The organism is Candidatus Brevundimonas colombiensis (genome assembly GCA_029202665.1).
Classification (GTDB): domain Bacteria; phylum Pseudomonadota; class Alphaproteobacteria; order Caulobacterales; family Caulobacteraceae; genus Brevundimonas; species Brevundimonas colombiensis.
Map to the genome: position 1 here is coordinate 2,802,592 of CP119326.1, position 17,754 is coordinate 2,820,345.

The 17,754-nt window shown below is 60.4% G+C and carries 20 protein-coding genes and 1 tRNA gene; 10 read left to right on the forward strand and 11 right to left on the reverse strand.

The window, feature by feature from the left end:
* Window positions 1–185 precede the first annotated feature (185 nt).
* Window positions 186–548, reverse strand: coding sequence for a flagellar biosynthesis regulator FlaF (flaF, locus tag P0Y50_13740; GenBank protein WEK39582.1), 363 nt, complete (start codon window positions 546–548; stop codon window positions 186–188).
* Window positions 508–930, reverse strand: a complete 423-nt coding sequence (gene flbT, locus P0Y50_13745) for a flagellar biosynthesis repressor FlbT (GenBank protein WEK39583.1) — start codon at window positions 928–930, stop codon at window positions 508–510. Before flbT ends, flaF begins: the two co-directional genes overlap by 41 nt.
* 145 nt (window positions 931–1,075) lie before the next feature.
* Here flbT and P0Y50_13750 point away from each other — a divergent pair, with 145 nt between their 5' ends.
* The 7 genes from P0Y50_13750 (at window position 1,076) to P0Y50_13780 (ending at window position 5,404) form a co-directional block, all read left to right on the forward strand.
* The gene (locus tag P0Y50_13750) at window positions 1,076–1,519 is read left to right on the forward strand and encodes a hypothetical protein (protein WEK39584.1); all 444 of its coding nucleotides are present in this window, start codon (window positions 1,076–1,078) and stop codon (window positions 1,517–1,519) included.
* Between the two features lie 18 nt (window positions 1,520–1,537).
* A complete protein-coding gene (locus tag P0Y50_13755) occupies window positions 1,538–1,732 on the forward strand; it encodes a hypothetical protein (protein ID WEK39585.1) in 195 nt (64 codons plus the stop codon).
* A 61-nt stretch (window positions 1,733–1,793) separates the two neighbouring features.
* Window positions 1,794–2,654, forward strand: coding sequence for a MoxR family ATPase (locus P0Y50_13760; protein ID WEK39586.1), 861 nt, complete (start codon window positions 1,794–1,796; stop codon window positions 2,652–2,654).
* A gap of 73 nt (window positions 2,655–2,727) precedes the next feature.
* Window positions 2,728–3,531 (forward strand): methyltransferase type 11, encoded by an 804-nt coding sequence (locus P0Y50_13765; GenBank protein ID WEK39587.1) that lies wholly within the window; start codon window positions 2,728–2,730, stop codon window positions 3,529–3,531.
* Window positions 3,532–3,696: 165 nt separating this feature from the next.
* Window positions 3,697–4,290, forward strand: a complete 594-nt coding sequence (locus P0Y50_13770) for an HD family hydrolase (protein WEK41582.1) — start codon at window positions 3,697–3,699, stop codon at window positions 4,288–4,290.
* A gap of 4 nt (window positions 4,291–4,294) precedes the next feature.
* Complete coding sequence (locus P0Y50_13775; GenBank protein WEK39588.1) at window positions 4,295–5,227, forward strand: NAD regulator; 933 nt, start codon at window positions 4,295–4,297, stop codon at window positions 5,225–5,227.
* Window positions 5,228–5,314: 87 nt separating this feature from the next.
* Window positions 5,315–5,404 (forward strand) — tRNA-Ser (locus tag P0Y50_13780).
* 116 nt (window positions 5,405–5,520) lie between these two features.
* Here P0Y50_13780 and P0Y50_13785 read toward each other — a convergent pair.
* Window positions 5,521–5,835 carry a hypothetical protein gene (locus P0Y50_13785; GenBank protein ID WEK39589.1) on the reverse strand — a complete coding sequence of 105 codons (315 nt, stop codon included), beginning with the start codon at window positions 5,833–5,835 and terminating at the stop codon, window positions 5,521–5,523.
* 78 nt (window positions 5,836–5,913) lie between these two features.
* Window positions 5,914–6,339, reverse strand: a complete 426-nt coding sequence (locus tag P0Y50_13790) for a hypothetical protein (protein ID WEK39590.1) — start codon at window positions 6,337–6,339, stop codon at window positions 5,914–5,916.
* Window positions 6,340–6,420: 81 nt separating this feature from the next.
* On the opposite strand from P0Y50_13790, the gene P0Y50_13795 reads away from it, so the two are divergent.
* Window positions 6,421–6,660, forward strand: a complete 240-nt coding sequence (locus tag P0Y50_13795; GenBank protein ID WEK39591.1) for a helix-turn-helix transcriptional regulator — start codon at window positions 6,421–6,423, stop codon at window positions 6,658–6,660.
* A 966-nt stretch (window positions 6,661–7,626) separates the two neighbouring features.
* Here P0Y50_13795 and P0Y50_13800 read toward each other — a convergent pair.
* Both P0Y50_13800 and P0Y50_13805 read right to left on the reverse strand, forming a co-directional pair.
* Window positions 7,627–8,646 carry a hypothetical protein gene (locus P0Y50_13800; protein WEK39592.1) on the reverse strand — a complete coding sequence of 340 codons (1,020 nt, stop codon included), beginning with the start codon at window positions 8,644–8,646 and terminating at the stop codon, window positions 7,627–7,629.
* A gap of 9 nt (window positions 8,647–8,655) precedes the next feature.
* On the reverse strand, window positions 8,656–9,228 hold the full coding sequence (locus tag P0Y50_13805) for a recombinase family protein (protein WEK39593.1): 573 nt from the start codon (window positions 9,226–9,228) through the stop codon (window positions 8,656–8,658).
* 226 nt (window positions 9,229–9,454) lie between these two features.
* On the opposite strand from P0Y50_13805, the gene P0Y50_13810 reads away from it, so the two are divergent.
* On the forward strand, window positions 9,455–10,522 hold the full coding sequence (locus P0Y50_13810; protein ID WEK39594.1) for a hypothetical protein: 1,068 nt from the start codon (window positions 9,455–9,457) through the stop codon (window positions 10,520–10,522).
* On the opposite strand, the gene P0Y50_13815 is transcribed toward P0Y50_13810, so the two are convergent.
* Window positions 10,507–11,409 (reverse strand): site-specific DNA-methyltransferase, encoded by a 903-nt coding sequence (locus P0Y50_13815; GenBank protein WEK39595.1) that lies wholly within the window; start codon window positions 11,407–11,409, stop codon window positions 10,507–10,509. The genes P0Y50_13810 and P0Y50_13815 overlap by 16 nt on opposite strands.
* Before the next feature lie 156 nt (window positions 11,410–11,565).
* Window positions 11,566–13,299 carry a site-specific integrase gene (locus tag P0Y50_13820; protein WEK39596.1) on the reverse strand — a complete coding sequence of 578 codons (1,734 nt, stop codon included), beginning with the start codon at window positions 13,297–13,299 and terminating at the stop codon, window positions 11,566–11,568.
* Window positions 13,300–13,653: 354 nt separating this feature from the next.
* Between P0Y50_13820 and P0Y50_13825 the strand changes: the two genes are divergently transcribed.
* Window positions 13,654–14,403, forward strand: coding sequence for a glutathione binding-like protein (locus P0Y50_13825; GenBank protein ID WEK39597.1), 750 nt, complete (start codon window positions 13,654–13,656; stop codon window positions 14,401–14,403).
* Window positions 14,404–14,597: 194 nt separating this feature from the next.
* Here P0Y50_13825 and ahpF read toward each other — a convergent pair whose 3' ends face one another.
* From ahpF to P0Y50_13840, 3 genes are all read right to left on the reverse strand, one after another.
* On the reverse strand, window positions 14,598–16,184 hold the full coding sequence (gene ahpF, locus P0Y50_13830) for an alkyl hydroperoxide reductase subunit F (protein WEK39598.1): 1,587 nt from the start codon (window positions 16,182–16,184) through the stop codon (window positions 14,598–14,600).
* 180 nt (window positions 16,185–16,364) lie between these two features.
* Window positions 16,365–16,928 carry an alkyl hydroperoxide reductase subunit C gene (gene ahpC / locus P0Y50_13835; GenBank protein ID WEK39599.1) on the reverse strand — a complete coding sequence of 188 codons (564 nt, stop codon included), beginning with the start codon at window positions 16,926–16,928 and terminating at the stop codon, window positions 16,365–16,367.
* Window positions 16,929–17,043: 115 nt separating this feature from the next.
* Window positions 17,044–17,751 (reverse strand): hypothetical protein, encoded by a 708-nt coding sequence (locus P0Y50_13840; protein ID WEK39600.1) that lies wholly within the window; start codon window positions 17,749–17,751, stop codon window positions 17,044–17,046.
* Window positions 17,752–17,754: the final 3 nt, after the last annotated feature.

Below are 17,754 nucleotides of genomic sequence, written 5' to 3' on the forward strand. Positions count from 1 at the left end.
GCAAAACCAGTCTGAAAGGATCAGACCAGGGCCTTACCGAGGCCCAGGCTCGCGGCCGTCGCTCGCGATTGATGACAATGAGACACTGGATCACCTCCTTTCGACTGTTGAACAGGGAGGTCGAACCTAAGCCTCATCAACGCCTTGCGCCAAGAGGCTTCGCGTTTTCGTGAAGTCTGCGCCTGTCAGGCGGCCTGTGCGGCGCCCGACAGCCCCTGCATCATCATCCGGTTGATGTCGATCAGGTCCTGAAACGTCTCTTCGCCCCGCATCACCGCCGAGGAATGGCGATTGACGAAAAGGCTCAGCGAGATGATCTGCGCTCGCAAAGGGTTGGCCAGCGCATTGGCCGGGTCGCTGCAGTCGCCCGCCAGGGTCGACCACAGGCGCCGGTTCCAATCCAGCGCGTCGATGCGCCCGCCGATATCCGACGGATCAAGCGTGGAGGCGTGGACCAGCGCGCGCGTGACCTGGCCGAACAGGCGGTACTCCAGATCGCGCGGGCTTTCAGCCCTGGCCGTCGCCGCTGTGTAGGCCTGAAGCGACATTCAGCACTCTCTCTTCGTATTCGACAATCTTACGCGCCGACATCAGGGCCTTGTAGTACTCGCGCGCCAGCACATGCCGCGATGCGGCGACGCATTCCGCCAGGATGTCAGGGTTCTGCGTCGCCCCCATGAATTCGGTGATCCGAAGCGCCAGTTCGTCGTAGAATTTGGCCGCCGCGCTCTCGTCCAGATACATCATCATGATTGGAAAATAGATGCGGCGTCCGGGCGTGGTGACATCCTCGGCCTGCATGATGTCCTTTTCCCGCAGGACGCTGGCGCGGTTCTGCAGGATCAGCACGCCCCGGCGATCGCCGTTCTGGACCACGGCGCCGTTCAGGACGAATTTTTCGCCGGGCTTCAGCGACAGCTTCAGGGCCATTGAGGATCGAACTCCAGCCAGCCATCCCATGGACAGGCTTTATCGGCGCCATCTAACCCGGCATCGGTTAACCATCCCTTGTCCGCCGCCCGTCGGGGAACAGGTTTCGCCGACGCCGCGTTTGCCTGTGACACAGGAGGCGACCATGCCGGACAACGATTATCAGGACGACCAGGAACAGTCGGAAACCTTCGACGAAACCCACCTGGACGACGAAGGCGAAGGCGATTTCCTGCTCGACGAGGCCGATCAGGTTCTGGACGTCACCCAGGCCGAGGGCGACGCCGACGAGGATGATTTCGATCCCGACGCCGAGGTCGATCTGGATGACCAGCTCGCGCTGGACGGCATAGAACGCGAGGCCGACGCCCTGTTAGGCGTGGATGGTGAGAACCGCAGCCAACTGGACGCCGATGGAGAACCGACGTCCGCCCCCGACGAGGTCGAACTGGTCTATTCCGGCCTGATGGAGAACGAACGCGGCGCCCAGGCCAGCGCCGCCCATTGGGAAGCCAAACGTCTGTCCGACGACGACATCTCCGACCTGGGCTACGGCCCGGACGGCGATCAGGACAGCCCCGCCGTCTAATCCAGAGAGGATCACGCCATGGATCATGAAAAAGCCCGCAATGACGCCCTGACCGACGCTCCCCACGCCAGGCGTTCGGACGACAAGGTCGAAAAGCCCGATCAGCTCGACAAGATCGATAAATCGGAGAGCCGTCAGGAAGCCCTGGTGGACGAGGGTCTGGAAGAGACATTCCCCGCCAGCGATCCCGTCTCGGCCAAACGCATCACCTGATCGCTGTTCACGCCGATTGTGATACGCTACCCACTCCGTGGAAACACGGAGTGGGTTTTTCATGAGCCGTTTCGAAGGCACCGATCGCTATATCGCCACCGACGACCTGAAGGTGGCGGTCAACGCCGCCGTGGCGCTGGAGCGGCCCCTGCTGATCAAGGGCGAACCCGGCACGGGCAAGACGGTTCTGGCCTACGAGATCGCCAAGGCCTTCGACGCCCCCCTGATCACCTGGCACGTCAAGTCCACGACCAAGGCCCACAACGGCCTTTACGAATACGACGCCGTCAGTCGCCTGCGCGACAGCCAGCTGGGTGAGGAACGGGTCCACGACGTCCGAAACTATCTGAAGAAGGGCAAGTTGTGGGAGGCCTTCACCGCCCCCGCGCGCCCCGTCCTGCTGATCGACGAGATCGACAAGGCCGACATCGAGTTCCCGAACGACCTGCTCCAGGAACTGGATCGGATGGAGTTCTACGTCCAGGAAACCGACGAGACGATCCGCGCCGATGTGCGCCCCATCGTCATCATCACCTCGAACAACGAAAAGGAGCTGCCCGACGCCTTCCTGCGCCGCTGCTTCTTCCACTTCATCCGCTTCCCCGACGCGGACACCCTGTCGGCCATCGTCGACGTCCACTTCCCCGGCATCAAGCCGCGCCTGGTGTCCGAGGCGTTGAAGACCTTCTACGAGATCCGCGACACGCCGGGCCTGAAGAAGAAGCCGTCCACCTCCGAACTGCTGGACTGGCTGAAACTGCTGCTGGTCGAAGACATCGACGCCGAAACGCTCAGGGAAAAGACGCCCAATCGCCTGATCCCGCCCCTGCACGGCGCCCTTCTGAAAAACGAGCAGGACGTGCATCTGTTCGAGCGACTGGCCTTCCTGAACCGCCGCGAAGGCGCGCGTCCCGGCGGCTGAAGCCCGCCTTACCGCGATTTCACTGGAACGCCCGACTGCGGCGCGCAGAATAGGGACCAAGAGAGGTTCGACCATGCGCCATGTTCTGATTTGCCTTGCTCTCGCGACCAGCCTGTCCGCCTGCGACGGCGAGAACTCGGTGCGGATCACCACCACCCAGTCCAGCGACGATCAGGCCGATGGCGTTCTGAAGGTGATCGACACCCTGCAATGCCCCGACAGCCTGGGGGTCCTGACGCGCAAGGGACTGGCGGCCGCCGGCGGCGCCAACTGCATCTATGGCGGACCCAAGGGGTCGGATGTGGTCCTGCATCTGGTTCGGCTGGACGGCCGCTCGGTGGATGACGTCCTGCGCGATTTCGAGGCCCGGGTCAGCGCCGACCTGCCCAAGGCCTCGGCCCGTCTGGCGCCCTCGCCCGCCGCCGCGACCGCCCCAACCGCCGCCGCGAACGGCGAGCAGACCGCCTCGGTCCAGGCGCCCGGCGTCGACATCCAGACCCGCGGCGAGGACGCCTCGGTCCGCCTGCCCGGCCTGCGGATCGAAACCCAGGGCGACAACGCCAGCGTCCGCATCGGCGGCATCAACATTCAGTCCAAGGACGGCCAGAACACCCGCACCGAAACCTCGACGGTCAGTGTGGATTCCGCCGACAAGTCGACGCGTGTTCGCACCCGCGCGCCCGGCGCGGCGACGCGCATGACCTATATCCTGTCCGACGACCAGTCCGCAGACGCGGGCTGGCGCCGTGTCGGCTTCGAGGCGCGCGGTCCTTCCGGCGGCCCTATCGTCATCGCCGTGGTTCGATCCAAGGACCGTCGCGACGGCGGGGTGTTCGACGACGCCCGCGATCTGGTCACATTGAACGTCGGCCGCTGACGCCGCCCGAAAGCGGGACGGTTGCGTGGGATAGTTGGGCCGTATCGTGGGGCGACGCTTGATCCCGGCGCGTCTTTGCGCCACCTGACCGTCCCGTAAGCGATCAGGACACGTCCCTTGGCCGAGCGCCCCGCAAAGAAGAACGCCCCCCGCGCCTGGCAGCGGATGCTGTCGGGCCGCCGCCTGGATCTCTTGGACCCCTCGCCCTTCGACATCGAGATCGAGGACATCGCCCACGGTCTGGCCCGCGTGGCCCGCTGGAATGGTCAGACCATCGGCGAACACGCCTTTTCGGTCGCCCAGCACAGCGTCGTGGTCGAGGAGATCGCCGCCCATATCAAGCCGGGGCTGGACCCGAAATGGCGCCTCGCCGCCCTGCTGCACGACGCCTCTGAATATGTGATCGGCGACATGATCTCGCCGTTCAAGGCCGCGCTGGGATCGGGCTACAAGGATTTCGAGGCCAAGCTGGAGGCGGCCATCCATCTGCGCTACGGCCTGCCGCCCAAGACGCCGCAGACCATCAAGACCTTGATCAAGAAGGCCGACAAGGCCTGCGCCTTCTTTGAGGCGACCCAGTTGGCGGGCTTCACCGAAAAGGAGTCCCTGGGTTTCTTCGGCAGCCCGCCGGCCGGCTACAGCCTGCTGATCGAACCCCAGCCCGCCCCGGTCGCCCAGGCCCGCTATCTGGAGCGTTATCGCGTCCTGGCCGGGGCGGTCGGCCTGATCCCCGCCGACGACGCCTGGCATACGGAATAGAACCATGACCCAGGGGGCGGAGGACGGCGTTCGCATCGGTCTGTCGGCGGTCGTCATGACGCTTGAAGCACGCCAGGCCGTCGTCCTGACCACCCCGGCCGAGGACGGCGCCCGCGCCCTGCCCTTCGGTCCCTTCGATCCCGCGCGCGATCGCACCTTCGAACGGGCCCTGCGCGACTTCGTGACGGCGCAGACCGGGTTTCGGCTGGGCTTCGTCGAACAGCTCTATACTTTCGGCGACGCTGGCCGCGCCTCGCCGCGCGCCACGCCGGGGCCGGGCCGCCAGCGCGAAGTTTCCGTCGGCTATCTGGCCCTGACCCCCGACGCCGTCGACCGCCAGGTCCATGACGCCCGCTGGGACGCCGTCTTCGACTATTTCCCCTGGGAGGATCGCCGTCGGCCCGCCGATCCCCGCCTGGCCGAGCGTCTGATCGACTGGGCGAACGGCGACGAACCGCGCCTGACCCGCGCGCGCAGCCTGTTCGCCCTGACGCCCGGCCATCGCTGGAACGAGGAACGGGTGCTGGAGCGCTATGAACTGCTCTATGAGGCGCGTCTGGTCTCCGAATCCTGGCGCGACGCCGGTCAGACCGCGCCCTTCGCCACCCCGGGCCGCCCCATGGCGTCCGACCACCGCCGCATCCTGGCCACCGCGCTCGGGCGCCTGCGCAGCAAGCTTAAATATCGCCCGGTCCTGTTCGATCTGACGCCGGGCCTGTTCACCCTGTCGCAGTTGCAGGCCGGCGCCGAGGCCGTATCCGGCCTTGGCCTGCACAAGCAGAACTTCCGCCGCGGGGTCGAGCGCACGGGCCTGGTCGAACCGACCGGAAACATGTCCTCCACGACCGGCGGTCGCCCAGCCGAACTGTTTCGATTCAAGGGCGTGGACGACCAGACCGGCGCCGCGCCCGGCCTGTCCCTGCCCGCCCAAAGATAGCGTCGGATTTCTTTCACAGACCGCTTGCGAACCGCAGCGGCTCCGACTAGAGAAGCCCCTCGCTCGACCAAGCGATATCGGCGCCGCGGAGAGGTGGCAGAGTGGTCGAATGTACCGCACTCGAAATGCGGCGTGCCTGGAAGGGTACCGTGGGTTCGAATCCCACCCTCTCCGCCATCGCCCTATTTGGGCTTTAAAGACAAACGGTTAGCCCATCCCCACTCGGGAATGTGTTGCAGTTTGTGTCGCAAAAAATGTTCGCTTAAGGGGTGCGCCACGAGGCTTAGAAGCCCTCACCCCTCACTCGACTTCAGCCGTTTCTGGCCTACGTAATCGGCCCAAACGAGCTTCGGTTGACCACCAGAAAATACCAGTTGCCAAGTGCCAACTTTTCGACCCGCTGGGACTGTTGCATCGCCAAGAGAGCGCTCGCCTTCTTCCAGCGACCAATGAACATTGAGGTTCGCATACATCTCTGCGTGAGCCTTGGTCCGCTCGGTCAGGGCGCCGCACGAGTAGGCGACGGCGTCCTGCTGGTCACCGCATATAATCGGCTCGATGCCGGAGACTCGCTCACCCAACATCGTGATGAGATTGAAGATCGTCATAGTCGCTCCACGTTTGTTATGGAGCGACTATATCATCATATCTTTCAATAACTTGTGGCCTTCTGACTGTGCAGCAGGCTATTTCACTGACGATGAGGTGAGCGGCAGTATGCAAGATGACGAACCGAGTGCCGGTCCATCACTTTTGCATTGATCAAAACTCTCATTGAACATGCAAAGGCTGGCATTGGCAGCCTCCGGTTTGAGATCCGGGAACTTGGCAGGATCCGCGTCCGACTCAAACTGGATGCTTCCGCCATCAACCCAGACAAACCGCTGCTTGCCAGCATAGCCTCCGAAGCGGTTCCTTCCGTTCACCCACCCGCAAACTGACGACCAGTCGGCGGTCACGTCGGTGAAGACCACCGAGGTCGGATCAATCATCTCAGATGTGACCGACGCTTTTGCTCTCTCGATCATTTCGCGCTGCCGCGCGCCCTCCTGGTCGCATCCAGTCAATGCGAGCGTCACGACGCCAACCGCACATGCATAAACTACTTTCACGAACGCCCCTGCAAAAAAACCCGATTTGGGTTAACCCGTTACGGGTTCTACTGGGACGGCTGCTTTTCGCAAGCGGCGGTCATGACCATCTCCCTGCACAGTCCGGAATACAGGCAGTTCGTCAGCAGCCTAGTCGAGATCAGGAAGGCTGCAGGCGTCACTCAAAGCGAGCTCGCTCGACGCCTCGACAAACCACAATCTTACGTTTCGAAGGTCGAACGATACGAGCGCCGGCTTGACCCCGCCGAGTTCGATGCAATGGCCCGAGCTCTCGGAAGCGATCCTGTCGCGGCTTTCAAGTCGGTGAGCGAGGGTCGCTGACTTGAGCGGCGCCAGATGCCTTGCCGTTCGCTCGACATGCGCCCTCCTTATGGAAATACCTTACCCACAGACAGCGAGCCCCCTCTAGAGGGCCTTAGAAGCTCGTTTTGAGGACGCTGGAACGTCAACCAGTCCAGTCCGTCCGTCTCCAATCCCCAAGACGAAGATCTGACGGTCGTGACAGGGCGCGATGTCAGGACCAGATTATGGCCCCGGGGCGCCCCGGGGAGCCCCCAAACGCTCGATCCTTACCAGAACCTCGACAGCGCTCGCATTTGGACTTCTGGCGGTCCTAGCGGGCTTGTGGTGGGCATCGGATGTCAGATTGGGCTCGACGCCGAACACCAACCTGATGATCGCTTTCCATGTGTCGTCGCTTACGTGAACGACGGCGACACCTTCCGGTGCGAAGGCGGGACGAGGATTAGGCTGCACGCTGTCGCAGCGAGAGAGTCGAATGAAACATGCTCGCCAAGGCACCGCTGCCCGTCGGCATCAGCAGCGTCCGCCAAGGCCGAACTAGAGCGCTTGGTGGCTGGCAGAACGGTCTCTTGCTCTGAAACCGGCAAGAGTTACAACCGCGTGACAGCAATCTGCTGGACACCGTCTCAGGTTGAAGTGAACTGCGCCATGGTCCGCAGCGGCACCACCGTCATCTGGGAGCAGTTCAACCGCGAGAGGCCGATCTGTCTCCGCGTTGGGGTGTAAGGCGAACGTGATTTTGGCGGCTCGCCAATGAAGCGGAGTTCAGGTGATTTGGAGGTATGCACGACGCACACCTCATATCTTACACCCCTCGTCCACCTCCTACGCCTTCTATAAGGGAGGCGGTCCCGAGCGGTCGGCATCGAAGGCATCCGGGTGGCTATGACTGCTGTAAGTCTAGGACATCGAAAAATCGATGCACTGTGGACGCATTGTGGACGCACACTGTATGCACCCTGTCTGCACTCAGTGCATCCAAAGTTACGCTTTAGGAAGCCCCCCACTTAGCGCGTCCCAACCTCCTCGCGCCGAAGTTTTGATCTCCGCTGTTGACCCGAGAAGCTTACGGTCCGTCATCGTGGAGGTCAGGTTTATCGTCTTGACCACATAGGATGCCCAGAACAACGGTTCGGTAAGCGGCCTTGATAGCTGCGCCGTTCCCTTTCCTGCATCTGCACTCCATCCCCCAGCATCACGAAGGGCTGCATCTACCAGGCGATGGTCAATATGGTCGGCGGTCTCGTAGGCACCGTGGAGATGGAAACGGCGATCATTGTCGCGTTCCATTACAAACCAGAACTCAGGAGCATCCGCTGCGAAGCGTCGCTTCAGAGTCTCACGCACCTGGTTTTGGACGAAGCTGACTGGTCCACGCTGGGATGAGAGGGCTTTGTCGGACATTGCATCGCTGATGCGGAGATTGATCGCCCGTCCTCCACGCTTCGCTGTCTCACAAGAAAGCGCCATGACCTTCAGCGCTATAGTCGTCTTCTCCCAATGAGGAAGGCTATAGGCCCCGATCTGCTTTTCTATTTTTGACCTTACTAAACCGGACGAAGCCAACGAGGCGTCTTTTTCGGCTGAGCCCACAATATCAAGGTATTTGCGATCATCCTGAGCTCTCCGGCGCTGCTTTGGGCTGGCAGTTCTGGACGCTCGTTCCAACGCCTCAGCCTCCTTGTTCGCCGCAAGCCGCTCGCCCTTTTTGAGGCCAGCTGCGATACGCTTGCGAATGTAGGCGTTGATCTTCTCTCTGACCGCATACATCACCGCGACCTGAGAATATGAAAGCGGATCTTCGATACCCAGCCTCAAGGCACGTTCGAACGCCTCGTTAAAGCTGGCTTGGTTCTCGCCGGCGTTCTCTGCCTTTCGACCGAAGATCTTTCGAAGCTTCTTGTCCCACACACGTCGCATGTCGGGATCAGGCATGGCGTCAAGGAGCGAGTCGATTTCCTGTTCCGCCCAGACAGACAAATCCACATCTAGATAATCGATCACGCTTCAGCCTTACACACTCACGGGCACCTCGATGCCGCCACTGGATTTGACGCGATAGACGGAAGCGCGCGCGATCCCAAGCGTCTTGGCGACCGCTGCAGGCCCCATACCGGTCGCTAGGAGCCGCAGCACCTCCGGCACATCTATAGATGGCGGGCGCCCCCTATAACGGCCATCGGCTTTCGCTTTCTCGATACCTTCCATTTGACGCTCTTTACGGATCGCCGTCTCAAACTCCGCAAAGCTGCCGAGGAGTTGCAGCATCAGGCGTCCCTCCGGCTTCGTCGTATCGACCGCCCCCTGCTGAAGGCATTGAAACCCAACCTCCTTCGCGGTGAGTTGATCGACGATTTTGCTCAGATCCGACAATGAGCGAGCCAGTCGATCAAGGCGCGTGACGACCAGGACATCGCCCTTCCTTACCCACCTCAACGCTTCATCCAACGCGTGCCTACCGGACGTGGACGTGCCGCTTCGCTTCTCGGCGAATACCTCGTCGCAACCGGCAGCGCGTAGCTGCTCTTGCTGGATTTCCAGCGACTGCCCCACGCTAGAAACGCGGGCGTAACCGACTCGTGACATACACACTCCGTCTCAAAAGGTTTTAGACCCTCAGAGTCTACGCGTCCCATAACTCGGGAACAACCCAAAAGAGGCGGCTAAGTCGATGCTATGAGACGCCTCGCGGGGGTATACAATCCGAGATGAACTTTCTCAGCATGACGCGGCACGCGACTTGTGGCCCGAATCCGCCGAACGGGGTAGCCATAGCCAAGCTCGACGATCGGGCAGTTGGCGAGGCCGCGCTATGTCGATTCATGAGAAGAAAGCTGAGTTCAATCTGAACGTCTGGGACCACGCAAGCGACGTGTTCCAGATGCAGTTCGACATGCGGCGCGAGCTAGACTCGAACGAGGCCGCTCTTCTAGAGAAAGTTGCAGCGGCTGTGGTGGAGCCGGATATCGATATCGCCTCAACGAACCTTCAGCGAGTTTTGGTGAAAGAAAAAAAGTCGACTGACCCAATGGCGATGATCTTGCAACTGTCCGGGCTGACAAGGTCGAAAATAACAGGCGATTTGAAAGCCGCCGCCCAAGCTAGCGGTAAGTCGTTACGGATACCCAGCTCATATAAGAGCCTCGTAGGCTCCCCAGCTTGGGTGGTAGCAGGCCCCTATCTCGTGACACGATTGCGGACAGTTCTCGGCCCGCTGTCTCGGATGCCGCTGACGTTTGAGGATGCCGCCGAGGCTCTCAACCAAGCAACCTGGCCCGGCTACATCCGACAGGAACGTGCAAAGCGATCAGGTCATGAGGCCGAGTCGAGGCTCGCAACCCTACTCAGAAACCTGGAACTTCCGTTTGCTCCAGAGGCAAAGGCCGACAACCCAATGTGCCCAGATATCATTCTGGGAGGCGTTTCATTCGATCTAATCGTTCCTTCCAAAGAGAAGCCACGCATGGTGGTGAAATCCACCGTCCACACCTCCAATATCGGTCAGTTCGGCGAGTCCAAAGATAGCCTCGAAATGATGGAGGCACGGACCTGGATCAACTCTCTCAAAGACACGAAGAAACCCATCTTACTCGCATTCATCGACGGCATCGGCTTCCGCAGCAACAAGGCTGGCTTGGAAGGCGTGCTGGACGGGTCTGACGAGTTTTGCCAGTTCAAATCGATCTGGAAGGCTGCGGTCGTTGCTTCTGGGGTCATTGGCCGAAAAGTGGAAGTTTACCTCCCTAAGGCTACCATTGCTTCTCAGTCAGCCTTCCTTGAAAGGTGGAAGTCTACTACTGACGTTCACGAACTTACTGATGCTCACTCCACGGCTGATATGGTTCTAGCTGGAGAGGGATACGTTCAGGTCCCATCTTGAAAAAGATCAGCTTCCGCCTTCTTCTTTGGCCTTCGTGGAGCAGCGGCTCCTGTATTCATCGATGTCGAGTGTATGAGGTCAATGCTGGTCCAGTTAGGGACCTCCCACTCTTCCTCTATGCGAGATGAAATCAGCTGCTGAAACTTTTCTTCAACTTCGAACCCGATCCCAACTCGATTCATTACACGGCAGACTTTCAGCGTCGTTCCTGAACCAACAAAAGGATCGACCACGATTTGCTTTTCGGTCGTGTAACTATGAACGAAGAACGAGACTAGCTCTTCCGGGAACGCGGCAATGTGATAGTTTCCCGCGCGGACGTTTGGTGGACGATAGGCCGGAACTCTTAAGATGTTACCCAAGCAACGACCGAGTATATTTCTTTTATGAGCACGAGGGTCGGCTGACGCATACTTTTGTGGAACTCTAGGTTTCGTGAAGTTATACTTCGTATGTCCACCCTTTGTGAATACAAGGATATATTCAAACTTGTTATCGAGCAACCTCTCCATATAAGAGTTCGGCTGGGGCAGCGCATTAGGTATATACCAGATATTCACGTCCCATAAAGTCCATCCCTTCATCCTCGAAACAATGTCAAAGGCAATGGGGTAAAGCACTCCCTTTGAGCGCCTTGAGTTGACATTTATTATCAGGACAGAAGTTTCAGAACCTTTATTATAACACTCACTCCAGACTTCATTTAGTTCTTCAAGATAAGTATCATAATCGGTATGGCCGATGGCGTCAGAGGAATCGCCGTAATCTTTTAGATTCCAATATGGTGGACTAGTTATAAAAAGCGATGCAGATCCGTCAGAAACCTCATCCATGGACTTGGATGTGTGAAAGTGAACTGTTTGATCTTTATTTTTCAGCGTCGTCATCACAAACCCAAACCAACAACTTCTTGATGTAGAACATTCCCAGAATCACGTCTACCGACACCTGTCGCAATCACACCTAGGCCCATCCTTGGGACCAGTTCGTGGCTATAGGTGCCTCTGGTAGCAGGTTCGACAAAGGCGAGGATCGAGATGCGCCTACCCGTCCTGAAGGCGACCTAGGTGTCCAAGATCCAGGTTCTTGTAGGTGATTCTAGCGACCTGCTCGTATAACTCGTCCAATGGAACGGCATCAAAATAATAGGCGTCCATTCCCGCATTTGCATGTCCGAGAATCTGGTTCTGAATCGCTGAATGGATGCCTTGTCGCACCATCGCTACCTTGAAGGTATGCCGGAGCGAGTAGAACGTCGGCCTGGGATGTCTCTGAGTGCAGGCCCTGATGATCTTTTCATTGAATCGCCTGATCCACGATGCACCCGAATAGAGCTTGCGCGGGTCGCTCGGGGCTTTCCACTGTGGGAACAGCCTCGCGTGACCACCCTTTTGCATCTTCCGGACGTAGCGGTCGAACCCTAACTCCATAAGCGCAGGGTGAAGTGGCACTTCCCGGCGGGCATTAGGCGTCTTGCATGTGAGGTAGAACGACCTGTCCTCTGGGTCATCAGGGTCGTATTCGGTGAGTATGCTTATGTAGGGCGTCGATCCGCTCAGCTTGATGTCAGCCACCGCCAGCTGTCCCAGCTCGCTAGGGCGAGCCCCTGTGAATAGCATTAGTAGGGGCGTCCAGTAGCGATGATCGTCGAGTAGAACGCCCCCTGGGGTTCCAAACTGCGCATCGGACTTGCAGCCAGTGAAAACCGGCATAGCGAATAGAGCCTGCAGTTCGTCCATCTTAAACGACGGGCGACTCCCCCCCTTTTTTGTTGCCCCGGCCACCTTGATGCGCTCCGCAGGCGACGCTGCCAGCCATTCTTGTGAAACCGCGTAGCCGAATAGTGCTCGAAGAACAGCGAAGTGTGTGTCACGGATCGTGTTAGCCGACACAGTCGGATAAGGCTTGAGCCTAGCGCGGTTGAGCTGGATTGCCTCAGCTAGGGACCGCTTAGGGAAGCGCTGCGTTGCATTCGTCGGGCACTGGCTCATCGCCTCTAGGAAGGAACGCACGTCTGAGGATGAGATACCCGAGATCGGTCGCGGCTCGCCGAGGTGGCTGACAAAAAGGGGAACCACTTGTTCGATAACCTTGTGACGCCATGAGTCACCCTTCGGCTGGACCTCAAGCACGTGTAGCGCCAACTGCTTTAGCGTCCAGCTCGATTGAGGTTTGAGATTCCTGCTCAATCCGCGCTGGACCCTTTGGCTGGTGGGTTCAGCTTCCTGTCCCAACCACGCAAGATGTATCGACTTCAGCGCGTCAATCTGCGCATCCACGATTGCTTCTTCAATCCGCCTGTAATCGCTAGACCCGGGACTCGCCCCCCATCGACGCGCATCCACTGCGATGAAGTCGGCCCACTCCACTTTGAGATGGGCCTTCATTTGGAGGAGGGCCTCCCGTCCTTTCGCTGGATCCATAAGCCGGGCAACATCGAAATGCAGATGATCGTCATCAGACGCCATCCGATCAGCCCATTCGCCCCCCGGGTCCACGTCCGCCATTGAACGCTTCTCTCGATCCCTTCGAATGGTGCTGGACCACCACTTACCTTGGATCGACTCTAGTGCTTCTTCGGTAAGGATGCGCTGTTCACTAGACGCCAGGATCGGCGCTTTGATCGACCCCGCACGAAGGTTTGCGACCTCGGCGTCAAACCTGATCCCTAGCGGCAAGGCCCGGCCTTTGGCTTCATTCAAATCATTGGTTCGCAAGGACACCTGATAATGACTTTTGCCGCCGAAGAACGCGCTGTCCCGGACGTCATCAGGCACACGTCGCCGATAGATGTAGACCCCAGAGCGGCGAGTGATATGAGCGGGAGCGCGTGCCATTGAATAGACCGTTGTGTCGCAGTTTGTGCAGCGGTCTGACGCAATGAAACGTTTTTCGTCAACTAGTTATTTCTATCCAACTGGTTGAGCGCGACACAACAAAGAGTCCCACCCTCTCCGCCATCCGGTCCTGATTTGCTGGACCTCTTGAATACCGACAGCGACACAGGTCATCAGCCCGGCGAGATCGCGATGATCCACGCCTTATCGCCCGCAAGCGGTTCGGCTATAATCGGCGGGTTGTAAGCGTCAGTCGGCGATCAACTGCGCGGCGGCCTCGTCAGCGTTGTCCATATGGCGGGCTGGCGTCCCGGTGCAGAAGCACGACGCGACTGCGCCATCGAACAGAAGTCGCCTGTCACGTCATCGATCCGTAAACGGAAGATCGCCATGCATCGTCTCTATTATTCGCCCGGGGCCTGCTCGCTCGCGGTCCACATCGTGCTGGAGGAGATTGGCGAGCCGTACGAGGCTGAGGTTCGATCGGCGAAAAACGGGGAAGGCACAACGACGGCGGACTATCTGACGCTCAACCCGAAAGGCCGGGTGCCCGCGCTGACAGGCGTCGCCGGCGGGACCGAAGGGGCGCCCGGCCTGCTGACCGAAGCGGTCGCTATCCTGCTGTTTCTCGCCCGCAGCTATCCCGAGGCAAAACTGATGCCAGTGGATCCGACCGGCGAAGCGCGGTGCCTGGAATGGCTGAGTTGGATTTCGATCGATCTGCACGGCATCGGCTATGGCCAGCTCTGGCGTCCGCATCGGTTCGTACCTGATCCGGCGCTATATGAGGCCGTGAAGGCCAAGGGAACTGAGAACATCCGCAGCGCTTGCGATCATATCGAACACATCCTGTCCGATGGGCGCGACTGGGCCGTGCCCGGCCAATATACGGTCGTCGATTCCTATCTTCTCGTGTTCTGGCTTTGGGGCCGACGGATCGGTCTTGAGAGCGACGCAAGCTGGCCGAACTGGGCGCGGCTGATGAACAAGGTGCTGGACCGTCGCGCGGTGAAACAGGCTCTCAGCCAGGAGGGGCTGGCCTGAAATCCATCAGGCCGCGCCGCCGATCTCAGATGCGCCTACAGGCCGCGAGCGGGCAGTCAGTAGGGTTGAAACGCAGGGCCGCCCGGTCGTTCGCCTCCGACCTGCCCAACCCTGGCGTTTGCTTGTCATGACACGAAACACTCGCCGCCTGATGGCGCCGTTGCAGAAGCGTGTGCACGAACCGGCTGTCGGCCTTAAGCCGCCACAACGGCCTCAACGGCCGGTTCGGTGCGGATCATGTAGTCGAAGGCCGACAGCCCCGCCTTGGAGCCTTCGCCCATGGCGATGACGATCTGCTTGTAGGGCACGGTCGTCACGTCGCCGGCGGCGAAGACGCCCGGCTGGGTGGTCTCGCCGCGATGATCGACCTCGATCTCGCCGCGCGGGGTCAGGGCCACCGCCCCGTGCAGCCATTCGGTGTTGGGCACCAGGCCGATCTGCACGAAGATCCCTTCCAGATCGACGTCATGCTGGGCGTCGGAGTTGCGGTCCTTGTAGGACAGGCCCGTCACCTTCTCGCCGTCGCCGTGAACCTGGGTCGTCAGGGCCGAGGTGACGATCCGCACGTTCGGCAGGGTCGCCAGCTTCCTCTGCAGCACCGCATCGGCCCGCAGTTCGCTGTCGTATTCGATCAGGGTCACATGGGCGACGATGCCCGCCAGATCGATGGCCGCCTCGACGCCCGAGTTGCCGCCGCCGATCACCGCCACCCGCTTGCCCTTGAACAGCGGCCCGTCGCAGTGCGGGCAATAGGCCACGCCCTTGTTGCGATACTGGTCCTCGCCCGGCACGTTCATCTGGCGCCAGCGGGCGCCGGTTGACAGGATCACCGTGCGCGACTTCAGCGACGCGCCGTTCTCCAGCACCACCTCGTGCAGACCGCCCGGAACCTTGGCCGGGATCAGTTTCGCCGCCTTGTTCAGGTTCATGATGTCCACTTCGTATTCGCGGACGTGCTGCTCCAGATGGACGGCCAGTTTCGGCCCTTCGGTATGGGGCACCGAGATGAAGTTCTCGATGGCCATGGTGTCCAGCACCTGACCGCCGAACCGCTCGGCGACGACGCCGGTGCGGATGCCCTTGCGGGCGGTGTAGATGGCCGCCGCCGCCCCGGCCGGACCGCCGCCGACGACCAGCACGTCGAACGGGTCCTTGGCCTTGATCTTCTCGGCGGCCTTGGCCTCGGCGCCGGTGTCGATCTTGGCGACGATCTGCTCCAGCTCCATCCGCCCCTGACCGAACAACTCGCCGTTCAGGAAGACGGTCGGCACGGCCATGATCTTGCGCTCGTCCACCTCGTCCTTGAACAGGCCGCCTTCGATGGCGACGTGTTTGATGCGCGGATTGATCACGCTCATCAGGTTCAGGGCCTGCACCACGTCGGGGCAGTTCTGGCAGGACAGAGAGAAATAGGTTTCGAACAGATAGTCGCCGTCCAGGTCCTTGATCTGCTGGATCACATCCTGCGCCGCCTTGGACGGATGGCCGCCGACGTGCAGCAGGGCCAGCACCAGAGACGTGAACTCGTGGCCCAGCGGAATGCCCGCGAACCGCACGCCGATGTCCGTGCCCTTCCTGCGGATCAGGAAGCTGGGCTGGCGTTCGTCGTCATAGTCGCGGCCCATCTCGACCTTGCCGTGCGAGACCGAGACGATGTCCTCCAGCAGGGCCTTCAGCTCCTGCGATTTCGGCCCGGCGCCCAGCGAGGCGACCAGTTCGACGGGATGGACGATGTTCTTGAGGTAGCCCTCGAGCTGAGTTTTCAGATTGGCGTCCAGCATGGGTTTCTCCTCAAAAGGTGCGGCGCGTCGCCTGCCAGCCCGGCGTCCGGGCGAGGCGATCTGCGCGAAAAATCTGGGTGCGCCGACGAGGCGCCAGAACCGGCGGGGGCCAGGAAACGCTACGCGCCCCCGCCGATGGCTCAGGCCCGGCCGAGGCCGGACCCGAAGGGAAACAGAGACTTAGATCTTGCCGACGAGGTCGAGCGACGGCGCCAGGGTGGCTTCGCCTTCTTCCCACTTGGCCGGGCAGACTTCACCGGGGTGGGCGGCGACGTATTGGGCGGCCTTGACCTTGCGCAGCAGTTCCGCGGCGTTGCGGCCCACGCCTTCCGACGTGATCTCCATGAACTGGATCACGCCTTCCGGGTCGACCAGGAAGGTCGCGCGGTCGGCCAGGCCCACGCCCGGACGCATGACGTCGAAGTTGTTGGTGATCACGCCCGACTGGTCGCCGACCATGTAGTAGTTGATCTTGCCGATGGCGGGCGAGGTGTCGTGCCAGGCCTTGTGGCTGAAGTGGGTGTCGGTCGAGACCGAGAAGACCTCGACGCCCAGGCCCTGCAGCGTCGAATAGGAGTCAGCCAGGTCTTCCAACTCGGTCGGGCAGACGAAGGTGAAGTCGGCCGGATAGAAGAAGAAGATGGCCCATTTGCCCTTTACGTCGGCGTCCGTGATGTCGACGAACTTGCCTTCCTTGTAGGCGGTCGCCGCGAAGGGTTTGATCGTCGTGTTGATGAGGGCCATGTGAAATCCATCGGCTGGGGGGTTGGGAGAGCCGACTCATACCGCACCGCAACACATAAACCCAATCACTTATTTGCAGATGCACAATAGATTTTGGTTATAGATAATTGTCACCTTAGGTACAGGGCGGATATGTGCGGAAATGCGCCTCATACTCGGCCATCGTGCTTGGGAAATTCATGGCCTTGCGTCTCTCGTCGACATGTTCGGGGTCTTCCAGATTGTCCACGACCCAGCGTCCCTCCTTGCAAGTCATCTGAGTGCCGTAGCGCTGTTGACGACCTTCATTGATCGCCAGACGGTCGTACATCAGGCCGTAGCTCTGACCATCGACCTCCCCTTGCGCGACAAGCGGTTCCAGCACTGGAACAAATCGTCGCCAGTTCTCCAGATCGGAATGCTGAATGATCAGGAATGCGGCCCCGGCGGCCTGCTGGCCATAGACCGATTTCTTGAACCACCCCTCCGGCGGAACCATAGTAAGCAGTTCGTCCAGCAAAGCCTTATCGACGGCCCCCATGGATTCCCAGGCCAAGGCTTCGGCGGAGTGTCGTTCGCCAGCAGGCAGGACGCTGAAATCCAGAACCGTGAAGGCGCGCCTGCCGACTTGGTCCAGCGCGCCCATGCGTTCAAGGCGCTCGCGATCGGAGGTCGGCGGCGGCAAAGCGGCCTGCCGCGCCTTTTCGGCCGCGATAGCCTCGGCGACAGGCGCAACCAAGGCTCTGGCCTCGGCGCTCAACTCGGCTGACGGCTGCTGGGCCATCAGCGCCGCCATCACAATCAATCCGATCATAACACCCCCACAACCGACAGGAGACATCATCGC